The organism is Ruegeria lacuscaerulensis (assembly GCF_013033355.1).
GTDB lineage: Bacteria > Pseudomonadota > Alphaproteobacteria > Rhodobacterales > Rhodobacteraceae > Ruegeria > Ruegeria lacuscaerulensis_A.
The window spans coordinates 106,298-126,086 of sequence record NZ_WQDY01000002.1 but is presented as its reverse complement, the minus strand read 5'-3'; the positions used below and the strand labels follow the sequence as shown (position 1 = coordinate 126,086).

General features: G+C 59.6%; 18 protein-coding genes. 8 read left to right on the top strand and 10 right to left on the bottom strand.

The genetic code is table 11. The features are described 5' to 3' along the window. Nucleotides 1-200 precede the first annotated feature (200 nt). The gene (hemP, locus tag GOW48_RS04000) at nt 201-368 is read left to right on the top strand and encodes a hemin uptake protein HemP (RefSeq protein WP_170751582.1); all 168 of its coding nucleotides are present in this window, start codon (nt 201-203) and stop codon (nt 366-368) included. After that, on the top strand, nt 365-826 hold the full coding sequence (locus GOW48_RS03995; RefSeq protein WP_170751579.1) for a hypothetical protein: 462 nt from the start codon (nt 365-367) through the stop codon (nt 824-826). The genes hemP and GOW48_RS03995 overlap by 4 nt, the downstream gene beginning before the upstream one ends. A gap of 52 nt (nt 827-878) precedes the next feature. Here GOW48_RS03995 and GOW48_RS03990 read toward each other — a convergent pair whose 3' ends face one another. The 7 genes from GOW48_RS03990 to GOW48_RS03960 form a co-directional block, all read right to left on the bottom strand. After that, nucleotides 879-3,938 (bottom strand): aminotransferase class III-fold pyridoxal phosphate-dependent enzyme, encoded by a 3,060-nt coding sequence (locus tag GOW48_RS03990; RefSeq protein ID WP_170751578.1) that lies wholly within the window; start codon nt 3,936-3,938, stop codon nt 879-881. A gap of 108 nt (nt 3,939-4,046) precedes the next feature. Next, entirely contained in the window at nt 4,047-4,919 is an 873-nt protein-coding gene (locus GOW48_RS03985; protein WP_170751575.1) for an NAD(P)-dependent oxidoreductase, read from the bottom strand. A 97-nt stretch (nt 4,920-5,016) separates the two neighbouring features. Then, entirely contained in the window at nt 5,017-5,406 is a 390-nt protein-coding gene (gene cueR, locus GOW48_RS03980; protein ID WP_170353378.1) for a Cu(I)-responsive transcriptional regulator, read from the bottom strand. Continuing rightward, the gene (locus GOW48_RS03975; RefSeq protein WP_170751573.1) at nt 5,403-7,874 is read right to left on the bottom strand and encodes a heavy metal translocating P-type ATPase; all 2,472 of its coding nucleotides are present in this window, start codon (nt 7,872-7,874) and stop codon (nt 5,403-5,405) included. Before GOW48_RS03975 ends, cueR begins: the two co-directional genes overlap by 4 nt. Before the next feature lie 106 nt (nt 7,875-7,980). Continuing rightward, the gene (locus tag GOW48_RS03970) at nt 7,981-8,142 is read right to left on the bottom strand and encodes a hypothetical protein (protein ID WP_170751571.1); all 162 of its coding nucleotides are present in this window, start codon (nt 8,140-8,142) and stop codon (nt 7,981-7,983) included. Between the two features lie 45 nt (nt 8,143-8,187). Then, the gene (locus GOW48_RS03965; protein ID WP_170751569.1) at nt 8,188-8,808 is read right to left on the bottom strand and encodes a pyridoxamine 5'-phosphate oxidase family protein; all 621 of its coding nucleotides are present in this window, start codon (nt 8,806-8,808) and stop codon (nt 8,188-8,190) included. Nucleotides 8,809-8,820: 12 nt separating this feature from the next. Continuing rightward, nucleotides 8,821-9,285 (bottom strand): nuclear transport factor 2 family protein, encoded by a 465-nt coding sequence (locus tag GOW48_RS03960; RefSeq protein WP_170751567.1) that lies wholly within the window; start codon nt 9,283-9,285, stop codon nt 8,821-8,823. Between the two features lie 300 nt (nt 9,286-9,585). Between GOW48_RS03960 and GOW48_RS03955 the strand changes: the two genes are divergently transcribed. Next, entirely contained in the window at nt 9,586-10,152 is a 567-nt protein-coding gene (locus tag GOW48_RS03955; RefSeq protein WP_170751566.1) for a TetR/AcrR family transcriptional regulator, read from the top strand. Nucleotides 10,153-10,253: 101 nt separating this feature from the next. Next, nucleotides 10,254-11,411 carry an acyl-CoA dehydrogenase family protein gene (locus GOW48_RS03950; RefSeq protein WP_170751564.1) on the top strand — a complete coding sequence of 386 codons (1,158 nt, stop codon included), beginning with the start codon at nt 10,254-10,256 and terminating at the stop codon, nt 11,409-11,411. Nucleotides 11,412-11,576: 165 nt separating this feature from the next. Here GOW48_RS03950 and GOW48_RS03945 read toward each other — a convergent pair whose 3' ends face one another. After that, entirely contained in the window at nt 11,577-12,467 is an 891-nt protein-coding gene (locus tag GOW48_RS03945) for a LysR substrate-binding domain-containing protein (RefSeq protein ID WP_170751562.1), read from the bottom strand. Between the two features lie 164 nt (nt 12,468-12,631). On the opposite strand from GOW48_RS03945, the gene GOW48_RS03940 reads away from it, so the two are divergent. The 3 genes from GOW48_RS03940 to GOW48_RS03930 are packed head-to-tail and all read left to right on the top strand — an operon-like array spanning nt 12,632 to nt 17,166. Continuing rightward, nucleotides 12,632-14,824 carry a dehydrogenase E1 component subunit alpha/beta gene (locus tag GOW48_RS03940; RefSeq protein WP_170751560.1) on the top strand — a complete coding sequence of 731 codons (2,193 nt, stop codon included), beginning with the start codon at nt 12,632-12,634 and terminating at the stop codon, nt 14,822-14,824. Then, a complete protein-coding gene (locus GOW48_RS03935; RefSeq protein ID WP_170751559.1) occupies nt 14,821-15,855 on the top strand; it encodes an ACP S-malonyltransferase in 1,035 nt (344 codons plus the stop codon). The genes GOW48_RS03940 and GOW48_RS03935 overlap by 4 nt, the downstream gene beginning before the upstream one ends. 39 nt (nt 15,856-15,894) lie before the next feature. Continuing rightward, the gene (locus GOW48_RS03930; RefSeq protein ID WP_170751557.1) at nt 15,895-17,166 is read left to right on the top strand and encodes an NAD(P)/FAD-dependent oxidoreductase; all 1,272 of its coding nucleotides are present in this window, start codon (nt 15,895-15,897) and stop codon (nt 17,164-17,166) included. A gap of 2 nt (nt 17,167-17,168) precedes the next feature. On the opposite strand, the gene GOW48_RS03925 is transcribed toward GOW48_RS03930, so the two are convergent. After that, nucleotides 17,169-17,870: an SDR family oxidoreductase gene (locus GOW48_RS03925; protein WP_170353367.1), complete on the bottom strand. Its 702-nt coding sequence runs from the start codon at nt 17,868-17,870 to the stop codon at nt 17,169-17,171. Nucleotides 17,871-17,973: 103 nt separating this feature from the next. Between GOW48_RS03925 and GOW48_RS03920 the strand changes: the two genes are divergently transcribed. Next, on the top strand, nt 17,974-18,825 hold the full coding sequence (locus tag GOW48_RS03920) for a LysR substrate-binding domain-containing protein (protein WP_331251764.1): 852 nt from the start codon (nt 17,974-17,976) through the stop codon (nt 18,823-18,825). On the opposite strand, the gene GOW48_RS03915 is transcribed toward GOW48_RS03920, so the two are convergent. Further along, the gene (locus GOW48_RS03915) at nt 18,816-19,718 is read right to left on the bottom strand and encodes a LysR family transcriptional regulator (protein ID WP_170751552.1); all 903 of its coding nucleotides are present in this window, start codon (nt 19,716-19,718) and stop codon (nt 18,816-18,818) included. The two genes, GOW48_RS03920 and GOW48_RS03915, sit on opposite strands and share 10 nt — an antisense overlap. Nucleotides 19,719-19,789 lie beyond the last annotated feature (71 nt).

Here is a 19,789-nt window from a genome sequence, read left to right as displayed (position 1 = left end):
TCGCATCAGGCTTAGCCCGATCGCCAAAGCAGCGCAATTCCACGCGGATGAATGAGGTATGATTTTGACGCTTGACATACCTGAGTAAAATTATCAGATTAAGGATCAAGACACCAAGCCAACCCGGATTCGGGTCAGCCAGCCACTGAAAACGCGAACAGAAATCGGCCTTTCGCCCGTGACCCTCTGGAGTTGACCTGATGAATGTGCAGAACCCGAACCCCACGCAATCCTACCCCGTATCCATGCTGCCGGCACATAAAGCCGAAGAACTGACGAAAGGCGGAAATCTGGCTCATATTGAGCTGGGTGATCAGCTTTACACCCTGCGCATCACCCGCGCTGGCAAACTGATCCTGACGAAATGAGCGCGCGTTTTGCCCGCGGCGGGGCTACCGTTGGTCGACTGGCAGACCTTAGCCCTATTGAAGCCAGCGCGGTTCTGTACTTGCGGCAGTGGAGCGATGCAGCGTTGGCGCGCGCAGATGGTTTGGCGCAAGAATCCGATCAGGACAGTGTCGCGACGAGTGTTATGGATCGCTTGTGTTCACTCTGTGCTCATCATGGCAGACGACCGTTGATCCGCCACGGACTGGGGTGTTCCTGTCTGGGCGCGGATGAGAACTGTTTCGCGCAGATGATCGCCGCAGCCTCGGAAGGTGCGCGCGAAGACACAATGATGTTGGCGGCGCTTATCGTCCGTCCGGATTTCGCACCCGCCCTTGCTGCCTTGTCCGAGGAATTGGCGCTGGCATTGCGTCGCATGTCAGTCGCGGCCCCGCTTCCTTCGACCGGCCACGTAACCCCCTCTGCCGTGTTGCATTAACAGCTCGGTCAGGCTCAGACCCCCGTCCCAGTTAGGCCGGGGGTTTGTTCATTCAGCAACACCCGCAACCGGCATGGTGGTGATCGCAGGCGGGGGCAGGGGCATAGTCGCCGACCTCGGTCAGCACATCACGCAGCGCCCACAGGATCATGTCGACGTCATCCGCCTCGATCGTCAGGGGCGGGCGGATTTTCAGGATATTGTCCTTGGGCCCTTCGCTGCCGATCAGGATGCGGTGATCGCGCATCCGGTTCTTGACGTATTTGCAAATCTCGGTGCCCTCGGAGCCGTCGGGGTTGATCAATTCGACCCCCAGAAACAGGCCCATGCCCCGCACGTCGCCAACACAGCCGAAGTCGGCCTCGATCCCGCGCAACCCGTCCATCAGCTGCGCGCCCATTACGCGGGCATTGTCCTGCAGCCCCTCGTCATCGACGATGTCCAGCACCTCTTTCCCGATCCGGCAGGACAAGGTTGATCCACCAAAGGTCGAGAAGAACTCGATCCCGTTGTCAAAGCTTTGCGCGATTTCTTTGGTGGTGACCAACACGCCCAGAGGGTGCCCGTTGCCGATGGGTTTGCCCATGACCAGGATATCAGGCAGGGCGCCCTGATGCTCAAAACCGAAATAATACTCACCCAGACGTCCCAGCCCAGTCTGCACCTCATCAGCGATACAGACCCCTCCTGCGGCGCGGATTTTTTCATAGACCGCAGGCAGATAGCCTTTGGGCGGGATAATCTGCCCGCCGACCGAGGGGAAGGTCTCGGCGATGAAACCGGCGATGCCGTGGCCCTTGTCCTGCAAGGCGGCAATCGCCGGGTCCACAAGATCCGCGAATTTTGTAGCGCGGTCGGGATCATCGCGCTTGAATGATCCGCGATAGTCGTCAGCCACTTCAACCAGTTCGACCCAAGCCGCCTGACCCACGCCGCCGGGTTTATTGAACTTATAGGCCGAGATCGCGACTGCCGCATTCGTATTGCCGTGATAGCCGTGATCGGGCGTCACGATCCCCTTGGCCCCGGTATGGGCGCGGGCAAGCCGCAGGGCCAGCTCGTTCGCCTCGGTGCCGGAGTTGACGAAGAAACAAACCTCAAGGTGGTGGGGCAGTTTCGAGAGTACCTTATCGGCAAAAGCGGTCTGCGCCGGGTGCAGATAGCGCGTGTTCGAGTTCATGCGCCTCAGCTGATCCGCCGCCACCGCCTGAATGCGCGGATGCGCGTGGCCCACATGGGGGACGTTATTATAGGCGTCCAGATAGGGGCGACCCCATTCATCGAACAGGTGGTGTTTCCACCCGCGCACCAGCATGACCGGGTCGTCATAGGTCAGACTGAGGTTGCCGCCAAAATGGTCGTGCCGCCCCTGCAAGATCGCCTGCTTGTCGGTCGGTTGATAGAACACCTTGTCATCAGGTAGGTTCAGCAAGGCCGCCGGGTTGGGGCAAACCGCGTGCCACAGCTCCATCTCATCGGGGTCACCAACGCCGGGCCAGTCGTTCTGCATCCCGTCCGTGGTCATCGCCAGCTGGAAATGCACATGCGGGGCCCAGCCGCCGTTCTGTGTGGCGTCCCCCAATCGCGCGAACGCAGCGCCCTGCGCCACAGGATCACCGGGTTTCAGCCGATCACAGACCTCGGGGTCCAGATGACCATAGAGCGTATAGAACGTGTCCCCCTCGGGCGTTTCGTGATGCAGGATCACCACGCCGCCATAGTCCAGATGGGCGTCGCGGTTTTCCACCGCCTCAACCCGTCCGCTCATCGGCGCGTGCAACACGGTGCCCGCCTGGGCGAACACATCCACCGCCAAGTGCACCGTGCGCCGGTCCGAGGCTTTCCACGGCCCCTTACGGAACCCCGGCTCGGCATAGATCAGGCGCGGCTCATTGTAATAGCCCAGCCACAGGCCCTCGCCATATTCCTCGCCCACGCGGGCGGCCTCGGCCAGTGGCATATGAAACGGGTTCTGCGGCCAGACGCAGTTTTCCACCGACAGCGACCCCATCGGAAGATCAGCCAGATCTTGTCCAAACATCGGTGCGAACTGTCCGCGATGCGCGGCAAGATAGTCGAGGACGCGCTCGGCCCCATCTGTCACAGGCAGCCCGCAGGCCACGCGCAGCCGCGCCGCCATTAACCCGCCATTGACTGAAGCGTTCTCAAGAAACCGCCAGGCCGGGGCCTGGCTGATGGTCACATACGGATCATCCGGGTTGTCGACGGCCATCAGAGTCGAGTTCACCACCGACACCGCCAGCCGCGTCCGCAACAGCGGCCAGATCAGATCAACCTCATCCGCGCGCAAGCGGTTCGCGGCGTGATAGCCCTGCACCAAGGCGGTCAGCGCGCGTTCGGGCTGAGGATGGTCCAACACGACATACGCTCCGGCAATCGCCAGATCGCAGATGCGGGGTGCCGCGCACATATCCCCCAGATCAATCAGGCCCGAGACGCTCTGCCGCTGGCCCATCTCACCCTCGACCAGAATGTTATAGTCATTGGCGTCATTGTGGATGGCCTGTTTGGGCAGTCGGGACAGAACCGGTGATATCGCGTCAAACCCGGCACAAACCTCGGCCAGCAAAGCGCGCCGCGCGGGATCGGAGATCGCCTCAAGCTGATCCGTGATCCAACCCGCCTGCATCATGTCCCACTTGAAATCCCTGCGCTGCAAGCCGTCATGGGCAAACCCCTCCAGCGCCCGGTCGGTCGCCCCCAAAACGCGGCCCAGCTTCAGGATCAGGGCCTCGGATTTCGGAGCGGCCTTGGCATAGCACTCGCCAGGCAGGCGCTCCAGCAACCAGACCGGCCGGGGCTGTCCGTCCTGATCCGCAATCTCGGGCAGCAGACGGCCGTTCAGATCAGGGAAAACCTTGGGAAACGGCAGACCCGGTGCCTCAGTCGCGATATGCTCCAGCGCCTTGACCTGAAGATCGACGAATTCGGCCTCGCAGCCCGCGCGCATGACCTTTAGAACGTAATCCTGACCATTGGTGGCATGGACCATGAAATTCAGGTCATACTCGCCATCCAGCCGCGTCAGCTTGGCCTCCAGGCCCCAATGCTGGCGCAAGGCACCGGCCCAGAACTCCGTCATGTTTTCCATTTCCACAATTGCCCCGTTTCCAAACGGGATCCTCTTCATCTGGCTAAAAATACCTTCGGGGGGAATCGCGCCCCGGCGCGATGGGGGGCAGACAGCCCCCCTGACCCGTTACCCCAAAGCGCGCAGCCGCTTGATCAGCGAGGACGTATCCCAGCGCCCGCCGCCCAGCTTCTGCACATCCTTGTAGAACTGATCGACCAAAGCCGTCACCGGCAGCGATGCCCCAGTCTCATCCGCCGTATCCAGACAAATCCCCAGATCCTTGCGCATCCAGTCAACGGCAAAGCCGTGGTCGAAATGATCGTCCAGCATCGTCTCATAGCGATTGGCCATCTGCCAGCTGCCGGCCGCCCCCTGGCTGATCACCTCAACGACCGAGCGCCCGTCCAATCCGGCCTTTTCAGCGAAATGCAGAGCTTCACTCAAACCCTGCACCAAACCGGCAATGGCGATTTGGTTGCACATCTTGGTCATCTGCCCTGCGCCACTTTCGCCGATGCGGCGACAGATTTTGGAATACACCTGCATCACCGGTTCTGCTGCATCATAGGCCGCTTGATCCGCACCACACATGATCGACAAGACCCCATTCTCGGCCCCAGCCTGACCGCCCGAGATCGGAGCGTCCACAAACGCGATACCTGCGGCTTTGCCTGCGTGGTATAGCTCACGCGTCACCTTGGCGGATACTGTTGTGTGATCGACAAAAATCGCCCCCTCGGACATGCCGTGAAACGCGCCGTTCTCTCCGGTGCAGACCATGCGCAGGTCATCGTCATTGCCCACGCAAGCCATGACAAATTCCGCGCCCTCAGCGGCTTCGCGCGGCGTCGTTCCCATTGAGCCACCATGTTGGGCCACCCAAGCCTCGGCCTTGGCTGTGGTGCGGTTATAGACGGTGACATCGTGGCCTGCAGCCTGTAGGTGACCGGCCATCGGATAGCCCATTACACCCAAACCCAGAAACGCGACTTTTGCCATGTGGAGATCCTCTCTGCTGTCCGACAACCACGTAGCGCAGCAGTCCGGAATGTTCAGCAGAGACAAATCAAAGCTGCGAGGAAAGGGCAACCCTGTGCTAAGGGTTCCCACCCAAATCTTGAAGGATTGGACAGTCTGGACGGTCATCGCCTGCGCAGGCGTCCACCAGATGACCAAGCGTATCCCGCATCGCATTCAAGTCGGCGATTTTGGCCTCGATCTGCGCCAGATGCGCGCGCGCGACTTTTTTCACATCAGCGCTGGCGCGGGTCTCGTCTTCGTACAAAGCCATCAGGGTCCGGCAATCTTCGATGGTGAATCCCAAGGCGCGGGCGCGGCCCAGAAAGTTCAGCTTGTGCACGTCCTGGCTGCGAAACACACGGTATCCGTTGTTATCCCTCAGTGGTTTGACCAGCCCGATGTCTTCGTAGTAGCGGATCGTCTTGGCGGGCAGGCCCGTCCGGGCCGAAACATCTCCGATATTCATGGGGTCACCGTCTGAGGTTGGTGTTCTGTCTGCCGCTCGGGCAGCGTGGCCCGCACCCGTCGCAGGCGTAGGGCGTTGGTCACGACAAAGACGCTGGACAAGGCCATCGCCCCTGCCGCCAAGGCCGGGGACAGCAACGGTCCGCCGAAGGGGAACAAAACACCCGCCGCGACCGGAATCAACACTGCGTTATACCCGAATGCCCAACCCAGGTTCTGGCGGATGTTGCGCATTGTCCGGCGGCTGATCTCGACCGCATTGGCGACGCCGCGCAGATCTCCGGACATCAGCACAACATCGGCCGTTTCGATCGCCACATCCGTGCCCGTGCCGATGGCAATTCCAGTATCAGCAGAGGCAAGCGCAGGCGCATCGTTGATACCGTCACCCACAAAGGCCAGCGCACCGAACCGGTCGCGCAGTGCGTTGATCGCCTTTAGTTTGCCGTCGGGCAGAACCTCGGCGGTGACATGATCTATACCCAGCTTGTCGGCCAAGGCTTGCGCTGTACGTGCGTTGTCTCCTGTGACCATGGCCAGAGTCAGGCCCATCGCGTGCAACCGGTCTAAAGCCTCGGCCGTCCCCGGCTTGATCGGATCGGAAACCGTCAGCAAAGCAGCAGCCCGACCGTCCACGGCAACGAACAAAGGCGTGGCCCCTGCGGCGGCGCGTTGATCTGCCTCGGGCGTCAGCTCAGACAGGTTCACGCTGCCCTGATCCATAAACCGAGGCGACCCGATCAACACCTCGCGCCCTTCGACCACGGCCCGCACGCCCAATCCGGTCAGAGACTCAAATTCGACTGGCTGCAGCAGATCCGCAGGTCCGGCGCGTGTGATCGCGGTGGCAATCGGGTGCTCGGACCGCGCCTCAATCGAAGCGGCCAGACGCAGAACATCATCGCGGTCGAATCCGTTGACGGTGGTGATGCTTTCCAATTCGGGCCGACCCAGTGTCAGAGTGCCAGTCTTGTCCAACGCGACCACCTTTGCCTGCTGCAACTGTTGCAGCGCGTCGCCCTTGCGGAACAAAACACCCAACTCAGCCGCGCGCCCGGTGCCAACCATGATCGAGGTCGGCGTCGCCAGACCCATCGCGCAAGGGCATGCAATGATAAGGACCGAAACACCGGTGACCAGCGCCATTGGCAGCGCCGGCGCGGGCGCAAAGATCAGCCAGACCGCAATGGTCAGCAGCGCAATGACCAGCACGGTTGGAACGAACCAAGCAGTGATCTTATCGACCAACCCTTGAATTGGCAGCTTAGCTCCCTGCGCCTGTTCGACCAAGCGAATGACTTGCGCCAGGACCGTGTCGGCCCCAACCCGCGTTGCACGGACGCGCAACGCGCCGGTGCCATTCACCGTGCCACCCACAACCGGGTCGTCTGGTGCTTTGCCGACCGGAATGGGTTCGCCACTGATCATGCTTTCGTCAATGTATGACGTACCCTCCAGCACCACGGCATCCACTGCGACGCGTTCACCGGGGCGGATTTGCAGAATGTCACCCACCACGATCTGGGCAATGGGACGATCTACAGTGGCACCACCTTGTTCAACCCGAGCCGTCTTTGGTTGCAGGCCCACCAATCTGCGGATCGCAGCGCCGGTGCGGCCCTTAGCCCGCGCCTCCATCGCGCGCCCCAGAAGAATAAGGACAACGATGACCGAGGCGGCCTCGAAATACACATTCGCACTGCCTTGCGGCAAGAGACCCGGTGCGAATGTGGCGACAATCGAATACAAGTAAGCCGCACCCGTGCCCATCGCGACCAGCGCATTCATATCCGGTGCGCGGCGTAACAGGGATGGAACACCCTTTGCGTAAAACACTCTTCCCGGTCCAGCCAGCAAAGCCGTGGTAAGCGCGAACTGAATCAAATAGCTGGTCTGCATCCCAATGGTCTGATGCACCCAGTGATGAAAGGCCGGGACCATGTGCCCACCCATTTCAAGGACAAAGACGGGCAGAGCCAGTACCGCAGCTATGAGGGTCGTGCGCGTCAGTGCTGTGGCTTCTTGCGCCTTATCCGTCGCGCCCTCATCCATCTGCGCGACATGCGCTGGATAACCCGCGTCAGCGCATAGCCTGGCCAATGCTAAGGGATCGCTGGCCCCCTCAACGTACTGAATTGTTGCGCCTTCGGTAGCGAGGTTGACTTGGGCGCTGATCACGGCCGGGTCGGCCTGCAAGACACGCTCGATCCGGTCCACGCACGAGGCGCAGCTCATCCCCTCGATCTTCAGCGATGCTGTGGCTGTTGCGGCGGGATATCCGGCGGCGTCCAGCGCATCGGTTAGCCGGGTGATCCGGCCGTCGTGGGTAACCTGCGCCACTTTGGTTGCGAAATTCACCGAAGTATCGGTCACGCTATCCACGGCGCGCAGGGCCGTTTCGACACGTCCCACGCATGATGCGCATCCCATTCCGGTTATGTTCAGCCTGGTTTCGTGTACGGCTGTCATCCGACTCATCCCGTGTAGATCTTCGTTCCTTTAAATGGGGGTTCCAGTCACGGGAAGGTCAAGGGGTTGCGTGGGTTTTCAACGCATATCTGCCATGCGTTTGGGGTCAGCGATCTGAAAAAACCTCGAGCAAAAGCGAGTTGTATTGGGCGGGCGGCGCGCTGCGGACAGCTTCTGGAGACGCGAAAAACCCCAGCATCAGAATGGCCACACACATCAACATGCCAAAAAGGCAGAAACTGGCGAGGTTCAGTGTCGAACGCAGCATGATGGTAATCCCTGTTTCCAATCTGAGGGCGGATCGCAATTCGGTTCAGCCCCGTTTTGCCAGTTCCTGTTTTAATTTTTCGTTCTCGGCCTGAAGTTGCGCCAATTGCTGACCAAGCGTATTCAGATGGGGGCGCAGTTCGGCCTCGGTAAAGCGAGGTGTGATATGGCGGGGGCAGTTCCAGTCCAACCCCTCGACCCGGATGATTGCGGCGCGTTCCGCGGGCGTTTCCGCCCCGTCGGGATAGAGGCTGGCGGCGGCGGCTTCGCCTTCGGTAAAATCGACCCGGCCCAGTATTTTCAACCGCCGTTGGTTGGCGTAATCCATCAGGATCATGGCAATCCGGTCGTTTCCGTCCAAATTTCCGCGAGAGATATACTGTTTGTTGCCCGAGAAATCGGCGTATCCGATGGTTGTCGGCCCAAGCACCCTTAGAAACCCGATTGGCCCGCCGCGATATTGCACATAGGGCCAACCGGTCTCGGACACAGTAGATTGGTAAAACCCATCCCGCGCCTCGATAAACGCTTTTTCCGCAGGGCCGATCTGATGCCCCTGTTGTGGCCCGCCTTCTATGAATTTGGCATAGGTCTTGGCCGATCCCATTCTTTCCTGATGGGCGCGGACGGCGGGAGTAAAGGTCAGTTCAGAAAAGGCGCGGGGCATGGGTGATCCTTTCTAGAGACCCAGATCAGACAGGCCGGGGTGGTCTTCGGGTCTGGGGCCTTGGGGCCAGTGAAACAGACGATCTTCTTCGTCAATCGGCAGGTCATTCAGCGAGGCGTGGCGTTTGGCCATCCGGCCATCTTCGGCAAATTCCCAGTTCTCGTTGCCATAGGACCGGAACCACTGACCGCTATCGTCATGCCATTCATAGGCATAGCGTACGGCAATTCGGTTTTCCGTAAATGCCCACAGTTCCTTTATCAGACGGTAGTCGAGCTCTTTGTTCCATTTGCGGGTCAGGAAGGCGTGGATGTCTTCGTGGCCCGACAAGAATTCGGCGCGGTTCCGCCATTGGCTGTCCTCGGTATAGGCGGGTGTCACAAGATCGGGGTCGCGGCTGTTCCAGCCGTTTTCCGCCATACGGACTTTTTGTGTGGCGGTCTCAAGGGTGAAGGGTGGCAGAGGGGGTCGGCTCATATCTTGTTCTTTCAGGTCAGTGCGGCGGCAAGCAGCGCTAGGGTCAACAGGAAGGGGACATACTGAGGGGAAAATGGGCTGTTGCGGCGTTTCATCGTCTAGCTCCAAGGTTTACTGATCGGTACATCTTGAAGTCAATGTGTACTGATCGGTAAACTTTTGCAAGTCTCAATTTGAGAAAATTTTTGAATGACCTTTAAAGAGCTATAATTTAAAGGCTTCAGGGGTTGAGTTCCCGGCAATCTTGTCGCGAAATGAAACCATGGTTATGTACTGATCAGTACACTCAGGAGCCGAATCATGCGCCCGAACAAACGCGACGAGCTGGTCCGCAATGCTCTGCAGGTTTTTTACCGGGATGGCTTTCACGCCACCGGTATGGACAAACTGGTGGCAGAGACGGGTGTGTCGAAGACCTCGATGTACAAGCATTTCCGAACCAAAGAGGAATTGATCGTTGCCGCCTTGCGCTTGCGGGATGAGAATTTCCGCAACTGGTTCTATGGCAGGATCGATGCGCTTGCCGAAACGCCCGCGCAAAAACTGCTGGCCAGTTTCGATGCCTTGGGAGAGTGGTTTGAAGAGGACGGCTATCGCGGTTGCATGTTCATCAAAGCCGGAGCCGAATATCAGGACAAAGACCACCCCATCCATCTGGAAGCAGCCGAGCACAAACGTCTGCTGCTCGAATATTTCACTGATTTGGCCCGCGACGCAGGCGCCCGCGAGCCTGAAAAGCTGGGATGTCAGATTCTGCTGTTGAAAGAAGGCGCGATTGTCACTGCTGTTCTGCTGAAAAGCTGTGATCCTGCGCGCGACGCCAAGGAAGCAGCGCGGGTGTTATTGGCGAATGCGCTGCCGGTCTGAGGCGTTACGTTCAAAAGACGTTGCGTAGCAAAGCTCCTGGCGCATTGGATTGCCGGATCGCGGGGGTTACCTTCAAGGAAACTGACTTGAGGGGACACGAAATGTCTTTGTTTACGAATGCCGCCAATTGGGTAACCGAAGAGCATCGGATGTTCGCAGAGATGGCGGACCGTTTCATGCAGGATGAATTGGTCCCCAACGCCGAACGCTGGAGCGATCAGGGGCAAGTTGATCGAGCGTTCTGGCACAAGGCTGGGGAAATGGGTCTTATGGCCGGGTCGATTTCCGAGGAACATGGCGGTGTCGGGGGCGGTCTTGGTTTCGACGCGGTTACGATGTACGCGCAGGCGTCGCACGGAGATTGTGGATGGGGTTACCCGATCCAATCGATTGTGACCCATTACATCACCGCTTATGGCAGTGAAGAGCAAAAGCAAAAATGGCTTCCCAAGCTGGCTTCGGGTGAAATGGTCGGCGCGTTGGCGATGACTGAGCCCGGCACTGGTTCCGATGTTCAAGGCATTCGGACAACTGCCGATAAAGATGGCAATTCATACCGCATAAACGGCTCGAAAATCTTTATTACTAACGGTCAGTCGGCTGATCTTATCCTTGTCGCAGCAAAAACGGACAAATCGCTGGGCTCGAAAGGTGTTTCGTTGGTGGCGGTCGAGACCGGAGGCGCGGACGGGTTCCGGAAGGGGCGCAACCTCAAGAAGTTGGGGATGAAGGGCAACGACACGGCCGAACTGTTCTTCGAGGACGTAAAGGTGCCGATGACCAACCTGATCGGCCCGGAAGAAGGGCAGGGCTTTTATCAAATGATGAAGCAGTTGCCGTGGGAGCGTATGACGATTGCGATCATCGCACTTGGCGCGATCGACTTCGCGATTGCCGAGACGGTGCGTTACACGCAAGAGCGCAAAGCCTTCGGTCAGCGGGTTATGGATTTCCAGAACACACGATTCAAACTGGCCGAGTGCAAAACCAAAGCCGAGGTTCTGCGTAGCTTTGTGAATGACTGTATCGCTCGGCTTGAAGCTGGAACGCTGGACGCAGCGACGGCATCGATGGCCAAGTATTGGGGTTCCGAGGTGCAGAACGAAGTCATGCATGAATGCCTGCAGTTGTTCGGAGGCTATGGGTTTATGATGGAGTACCCTATCGCGCGCCTCTACGCCGATGCGCGCGTTCAAATGATCTATGGTGGCACCAATGAGATCATGAAGGAACTCATCGCACGTTCCTTGGACACATAAAGCCCGACGGGATACTCCCGCCCGTCGTCGACGTTTCTGAAGAAACATCTCCTTCCGTTGGGCCGGGCAGGCGCGGGCGCAGCCCGCGCCTGCCCGGCCCTTGCTGTCCGCTGTACGCAAGGCGGGAGGCCGCGCAGTTTTGCTCGGTAAGTCTTGTCTATTGGTTCAGGCTAAAGAGATTTGATCCTGTAGCCATGTTCGAAACGATCGGAGCGGTTCAGATTCCGCTCGGGATTGGGGCCAGACAAGAAAAAAGTCGCCAAGGCTGACACTCGGGCCGTTCCATGCAAGCACCAGTTTGCCCGTTTTCAAGTCGTTTTCGATCAAATAAGTCGGCAGCAACGCGACCCCCAGCCCGTGGATTGTCGCCTGACCCATCGTCGAAAACTGGTCAAATAGCATGCCAGAAATACCACTAACGGATCGACCTTGTACAGCGAACCACCTTTCCCACGCATCTGGCCGCGTTTCCAAGTGCAACAAGGGTGCACTCAAAAGCCAGTCGGGGTCATCGTTCTGTGTCGGAAGCAGATCTGGCGCGCAGACCGGCAGAACATCTTCCCGCATGATCGGCAAGTAGTTCACACCGGCCCATGTCCGTCCGCCAAAGTGAATCGCGGCGTCGAAGTGTTCGTTTTCAAACTCAAACGGTCTAAGACGCGTGTTCAGGTTTACGGTGACTTCGGGGTGTTTGCGGGCGAAATCCTGAAGGCGGGGGGCCAGCCAGTGCATCCCGAACGCTGGCAGAATCGACAGATTGAGTGAGCCGCCGGTCGGGTTGGCCTTCAGCTTCAGAGACGCCCGAGCAAGCTGACTCAGGCTGGACCGGGCGACCTGAACATATTCTTTTGCCGCGGGCGTCAGGTTCAGTCGCATCTGGTTGCGTTGAATCAGATCAACGCCCAGTTGCTCTTCCATTGCCTTGAGTTGTCGACTGATCGCGCTTTGGGTCAACGACAGCTCTTCGGCTGCAGCCGAGGCGCTGCCTAGCCGGTCTACCGCTTCCAAAGCCAGAAGCGACGGGATTGAGGGTAGGAAACGACGGGGCGCGATCATATGATAAATCCTCATACCTTTGGGAGGGAATATCACTGGTATTTGCGCTGCGCCAGCCCGATACACATCACAGGCATTTCCTTTGCGTAAGCTGCTGAATGCCTGCAAGAAGGGGGCGCTGTATTTCTGATGTTGCCGCCAGGTTGAACCAAAAGGACCCGCAAATGGATCGCGCTCAGATCGTTCATGAGAATTTCCTGACCCGTGTGGCGCAACGCGATTTCCCCCATGGTGCGCCTCCTCAGTCGGGACTGCCTGCGCCCGAAGCGGTATCTCTGTTTCGCTCGCAGGTGCTAAGCCGGGCACTGGATCGCACCAGCCGCGCGATGCAGAAGGCGGGGCAGGGGTTCTATACCATCGGCTCATCCGGGCACGAGGGGATGGCGGCTGTGGCCCACGCGCTGCGCCCAACGGATATTGCGTTTCTGCACTATCGCGACGCCGCCTTTCAGATCGCCCGCGCGGAGCAGGTGCCGGGCCAGCAGATCGCCTGGGACATGCTGCTGAGTTTTGCCTGTTCTTCCGACGACCCCACCTCGGGCGGACGGCACAAGGTGCTGGGGTCCAAAGCGCTGACCATCCCGCCACAGACCTCGACCATTGCCAGTCATCTGCCCAAGGCGGTCGGCGCGGCTTATTCTCTGGGCGCGGCGCGGCGTCACGCACCTGAGCATCGCGAACTGCCCGAGGACGGGATCGCCATGTGCTCGTTCGGCGACGCCTCGGCCAACCACTCGACCGCGCAGGGGGCGATCAACACGGCGGGCTGGACCAGCGTTCAATCGACCCCTCTGCCCTTGTTATTTGTGTGTGAGGATAATGGGATTGGCATCTCGGTCAAAACGCCAAAGGGCTGGATACAGGCGTCGATGGAGCATCGCCCGGGCATCACGTATTTTCAGGCCAACGGGCTGGATATCTACGAGACCTATGCCGTCGCGCAAGAGGCCGCCGATTATGTGCGTACCCGCCGGAAACCTGCCTTCCTGCATCTGAAAACCGTGCGCCTTTACGGCCATGCGGGGGCGGATGTGCCGACGACATATATGCCCAAATCCGAGGTCGAGGCGGACGAGGCCAACGATCCCTTGCTGCATTCCGTGCGCCTGCTGGATCAGGCCGGGGCACTGTCACCTGATCAGGCGCTGAAGATATACCAGGACACTTGCGCCCGTACCGATCGCGTCGCTGCCGAGGCTGCCACGCGCCCTCATCTGGGCGGCGCTGCCGAGGTGATGGCCAGCCTGATCCCGCCCAAACGCGATTGCAAACCCACCAACGGACCCGGCGCCGAGGCGCGCGCAGATGCGTTTGGCGGGGATATGCGAGCAATGAATGACCCTCAGCCCATGAGTCGCCTGATCAATTGGGCGCTGACTGATTTGATGCTGGAACATGGCGAAATCGTCTGCATGGGCGAGGATGTGGGCCGCAAGGGGGGCGTCTACGGCGTCACGCAAAAGCTGCAACAGAGGTTCGGGCCGGACCGGGTAATCGACACGCTGCTGGACGAGCAGTCGATTTTGGGGTTGGCGATTGGCATGGGTCATAACGGGTTTGTGCCGATCCCCGAAATCCAGTTCCTCGCCTATCTGCACAATGCCGAAGATCAGATCAGGGGCGAGGCCGCGACGCTGCCGTTTTTCTCGAACGGGCAATTCACCAACCCTATGGTCGTTCGGATTGCTGGCTTGGGCTATCAGAAAGGGTTCGGCGGGCATTTCCACAATGATAACTCGCTGGCCGTGCTGCGCGATATTCCCGGAGTGATCATCGCCTGCCCCTCGACCGGCGAGGATGCGGCGCAGATGCTGCGCGAATGCCTCCGGCTGGCGCGGGAAGAACAGCGGGTGGTAGTGTTTCTGGAGCCCATCGCGCTCTATCCCATGCGTGATCTGCATGAGGCGCAGGATGGGGGCTGGATGACGACTTATCCCGCGCCGGATCGACGGATCGCGCTGGGTGAGGTGGGGGTGCATGGCGACGGCACCGATCTTGCCATCGTGACCTATGGCAACGGGCATTACCTGTCGAAACAGGCGCTGCCCGAGTTGCAGGCGGCGGGGTTGAACGTGCGGATCATCGACCTGCGCTGGTTGGCGCCACTGCCTGTTCAGGCGTTGTGCGAGGCCACCGAGGGCTGCGCACATGTGTTGATCGTCGACGAATGCCGCCGGACAGGCAGTCAATCCGAGGCGCTGATGACTTTCTTCGCCGAAGAAAGTCCGGCCACCCCAATCGCACGCGTCGTGGCCGAGGACAGTTTCATCGCAACCGGCCCCGCCTATGCAGCCCCTTTGCCGTCAAAAGACGGGATCGTTGCCGCTGCATTAAACCTGACCGGAGGCCGCGCATGACCCGTACCGCTGTTCTGATCTGCCCCGGTCGAGGCACCTATAACAAGCCCGAGCTGGGCTATCTGCACCGTCACCACGCGCAGCGGATGGACCTGTTTCACAGCTTCGACGCCCTGCGTGCCGAGGCGGGGCAGCAGGCTGTGACTGCGTTAGATGGGGCCGACCGGTTCACGGTCAGTACCTATTCGCGCGGGGATGTGGCTTCGGCTCTGATCTATGCGGCGTCTTTGGCGGATGCGCAGGCCATGGCTGATTATATCGAGGTTGTCGCGGTCACGGGGAACTCGATGGGCTGGTACAGCGCGCTTGCTGCGGGCGGGGCGTTGTCGCCGCAGGACGGGTTTCGGGTGGTGAACACCATGGGCACGCTGATGCAGGATCACCTGATCGGCGGGCAACTGGTCTATCCATTCATCGGTGACGACTGGGTAAACGACCCTGCTCGGAAGGAGGAGTTGCTGGCCGAGGTCGCGCGGATCAATGCGCAGGACGGCCACACGCTTGGCCTGTCGATTGATCTGGGCGGAATGCTGGTTCTGGCCGGGGATGAGGCCGGGCTGGCTGCGTTCGAGGCGTCTCAGCCCGGCCAGCAGGACCGGTTCCCGATGCGTCTGGCCAATCACGCCGCGTTTCACACGGCGCTGCAAGCCCCGGTCGCCGCCGAGGGCCGCGCGCGGTTGGGGGCCGACCTGTTTGGCCAGCCCGAGCGCCCTCTGATCGACGGACGCGGCAAAATCTGGTGGCCTGCAGCGACGGATACGCAAGCGTTGTGGAACTACACTTTAGGTCACCAAGTCACCGAACCCTATGACTTCACCCGCGCCGTCCAAACCGCAGCGCGCGAATTTGCACCGGACCTGTTTATCGTTGCTGGACCCGGGGCAACCCTTGGGGGCGCAGTGGCACAGTCTCTGGTATTGGCGGATTGGCGCGGCTTGGCGAACAAACCCGCGTTTCAGGCGCGGCAGGATGCGCAACCCTTCCTGATTGCCATGGGCCGCGATGATCAGCGCGCACTTGCAACCGGCTGACACAGTCTTGATGATCTGCTTATTCGCAAGGAGCCCGACGTGAGCGACCATGACCAGTCCCTCTGGCTGAATACCAGTAAGGAGCATGTGGCCAGTAGCCTTTTGACCAGTGATCTGGCGGTTGATCTGGCTGTGATCGGTGGTGGGTATACTGGCTGCTCGGCGGCTTTGACGGCGACGCAGTCCGGCGCATCGGTTGCTCTGCTTGAGGCGCAGGAAATCGGGCATGGTGGATCGGGCCGAAATGTCGGCTTTGCCAATGCAGGTCTGTGGCTGCCACCGGACAAAATTCGTGCGTTTTTGGGAGAGGCGGCAGGCAACCGCCTTATCGACCTGCTAGGGGCTGCGCCGGGCGATGTGTTTGACCTGATCCAGCAACATGGGATCGACTGTTCGCCCGTGCGCAACGGTACCCTGCACTGTGCGCATTCGCCTGCCGGGCTTAAGGACCTGAAAAACCGGCATGCACAACTCAGTGCGACCGGTGCCCCGATTGAGCTTTTGTCAGCCGACGAAACCCGCCAGCGCACCGGTAGTGCGGCTTTTCACGGTGCGGTTTTTGATCCGCGTGCGGGGACGATCCAGCCGTTGGACTATGTCCGCGGGCTTGCGCGTGCGGCAGTTGAGGCGGGGGCGCAGGTCTTTACGCAAAGCCCGGTTCAATCGCTGTCGCGTGACGGCGATGTGTGGGTGTTGACCACAGCAGAAGGTACTGTTCGGGCCAAAGCGTTGATCCAGGCCACAAATGCTTATCACCGGGGTTTGCCCGGAACGGCGCCTGCATATGTACCGGTTTACTATTTTCAGTTCGCGACAGCCCCGCTTTCGGACAACCTGCGCGCCAGTATTCTGCACCAAGGCGAGGGTGCCTGGGATACTGGCCTGATCATGACCTCGTTCCGGTTGGATCACGAGGGACGCTTTATCATCGGGGCGATGGGCGATCTGGGGCATGCAGGTAGCGGGGCCCACAGCGCGTGGATCAGACGCAAGAAGGCCGAGCTTTATCCGCAGCTGTCCGACCAGCCCCTGACCCAAGGTTGGCATGGTCGCATTGCGATGACGTCGGACCATATTCCCAAAATCACGCAGATTGGCCCGAATGCCTTGGCAGCGCATGGGTTCTCGGGCCGTGGTATCGGCCCGGGTACGGTTTTTGGCCGTCAAATGGCCAAAAGCCTGTTGCGCAATGATCCGGGTCTGCTGCCTGTCCCGGCAGTTGCTGAGTACTCGGAAAATTGGACCGGCCTGCGGCGCGCCTATTTCGAGACAGGCGCGGCGCTTACGCATCTGATTAAGGCGCGGTTCTGATCCTAGACGGATCGCGTGATGCCACCGTCTACGCGTATGTTTTGCCCTGTGATGTAGCCTCCGCCTTCGGACGCCAGCATTGCCACGACCGAGGCGATCTCATCATAGCTGCGCCCATAGCGGCCCAGCGGGATACGGGCGCGGAACTCTTCTTTCTCGGGCAGGCTGTCGATAAAGCCGGGCAGGACATTGTTCATGCGGATATTGTCGGCGGCGTATTGGTCGGAAAACAACTTGGTAAAGGCGGCCAGTCCGGCGCGGAACACGCCCGACGTAGGGAAGACCGGGTCCGGTTCGAAGGCGGCGAAAGTCGAGATGTTGATGATCGACCCGCCCCCTTGCGATTGCATGATCGGCGTGACAAGGCGGGTTGGGCGAACGGCGTTCATGAAATAGACGTCCATGCCTGTGTGCCAATCCTCGTCCGTCAGCTCCAGTACCGATGCGCGGGGTCCATGCCCGGCCGAGTTGACCAGAACGTCGACCCGCCCCCAATGGGTCATCGCGGCGTCGACCAGCTTTTGCAGATCTTCTGTAGATTGGTTTGAACCGGTCACGCCAACACCGCCCAATTCATGCGCCAGTGCCTCGCCTTTGCCCGAAGAGGACAGGATACCGACCTTGAACCCGTCTGCAGCCAGCCGCCGGGCAGAATCCGCACCCATGCCGCTGCCACCGGCTGTGATAAGCGCCACTTTGGTCATGTGATCTCTCCGTTTGTTGATGACCCGAAAATGCGCCTCGTCGGCGCATTTGACTAATCAGTTCTTCTGTTTCTATGTTGTAGAAAATCTACAGGATGGTTATGTGACCGCATTACCCCCGCTCAATGCCCTACGCGCGTTTGAAGCCTCGGCGCGACATCTCAACTTTCGACTGGCAGCAGAAGAGTTGGGCGTGACGCAAGGGGCGGTTGCCCAACAGGTGCGCAGACTAGAAGCGCGATTGGCCGAGAAGCTGTTTGATCGCCTGCCACGTGGCCTTGTGTTGACCGAAGCCGGACGCAGGTTTCATGCCCCTCTGCGCCGCGCTTTTCGTTTGATCGAAGAGGCGGTCACCGATCTGTCCGGCGACAGACATGTTACGATTTCGGTCACGCCCAGTTTCGCGTCGAAATGGTTGGTGCCACGGCTAAAGGACTTTTCCTCGCGTTATCCGGATATCGCCGTTCAGATCGACGCGCGCGAGCGGTTGGCAGATTTCAAAGGCGACGGGGTCGATATCGCCGTGCGACAGGGTCGATCCCCATTTGGCAGCGACTTATCATCGGTGCCTCTGTTTTCCACTGAATTCATTGTGGTCTGTAGCCCTTCGATGGCCAACAAAGTCAAAGCGCCGCAGAACCTGTCAGGCGCAATCCTTTTGAACGACACCCACGGTCTTTGGCCTTTGTTCCTTGATCGGGCCGGAGTCGTCGGCAAGCCACGAATGATGAACTTTAGCCAGACAAGCCTTGCCATTGACGCGGCTGTGTCCGGGCAAGGGATAGCGCTGGCCAATGCGCCATTGGTCGCGGCCGAACTGGCGTCAGGACGCCTTGTTCAACCTCTGCCTGACGTATTGGTCGAGGATCTCGGTTTTCACATCGTCGTGCCAAAACGCCCCCGACAACCGGAACTGGTTGAGGTGGTGCAAAAATGGCTTTTATCTCAGGTTTGAAGGGCGCGCGCGGTGGACTCGATCCTGTTACGTACCCAGCGATGAGCAGGATCGTTTGCCGACCTTTGATGCCAGACCATGTAGATCGAGACCGGCTCGCATTTAAACGGCAAGGGCGCGCAGTCCAGCGCAGCCAGTGGCCCGCGTTTCATCAACGCGGTGTCGGTCGAGATCAGGTCGCTGCCTTTCACAAAGGACGGGATGGCGTTGAAATGAGGCAAGGTGACGGTGGGTGGTCTGATCTGGCTTTGGTCTACGCCCCGCATCACGGCTCGCGAACTGCGGCCATCGGGAAACCGAACGTCAACATGTTCAGTCGCACAGTAGGCGTGCCAACTGTCCGGCGGACAGCGTCGTTCTGCATCGTAAAAGATCATCAATGGGCTGCTGAGAATACGTTTCTGAAAGATGTCCGGCCCATCAGGCGGCAGGGGCGTCAGCATCAGCTGGCACCGGTCGCTACGCAACAAGTCCGGATCGGGAACACCCGAAGGTATGAACCCTAGCCGCAACCGGACGCCCTCGGCCCGTGTGGCGCGTAGCAGTTCGGGAAAGATCAGTTCGCGCGGCATGTCGTTGGTGGCGATCTGAAATTGCATTTCCTCGAGCATCGGATCAAACGGGCGGTTTTCGGTCAGCGCCCGCATTGCATCCAGCACGTTTTGCGCTGGGTCTTTCAGCGACAAAGCCCGTTCGGTCGGGGTCAGCCCCTGACCCGAGCGGACAAACAGCGGATCGCCCAGAACCTGTCGCAATTTGGCCAGCGTATGGCTGATCGCTGATTGCGTCACGCCCAACCGGTCGGCCGCTTTCGATACCGAACTTTCTTCGAGAATGGTCAGAAACACGCGCAAGACCTTACCGTCCAGATCAGTAAAATCAGTTTTCCTCATGACGTGTATGATTATTCATGAATGGATTTGCAGTCCAGTGCGCAATAGGTGACTGTCATCATCAGGAGGTG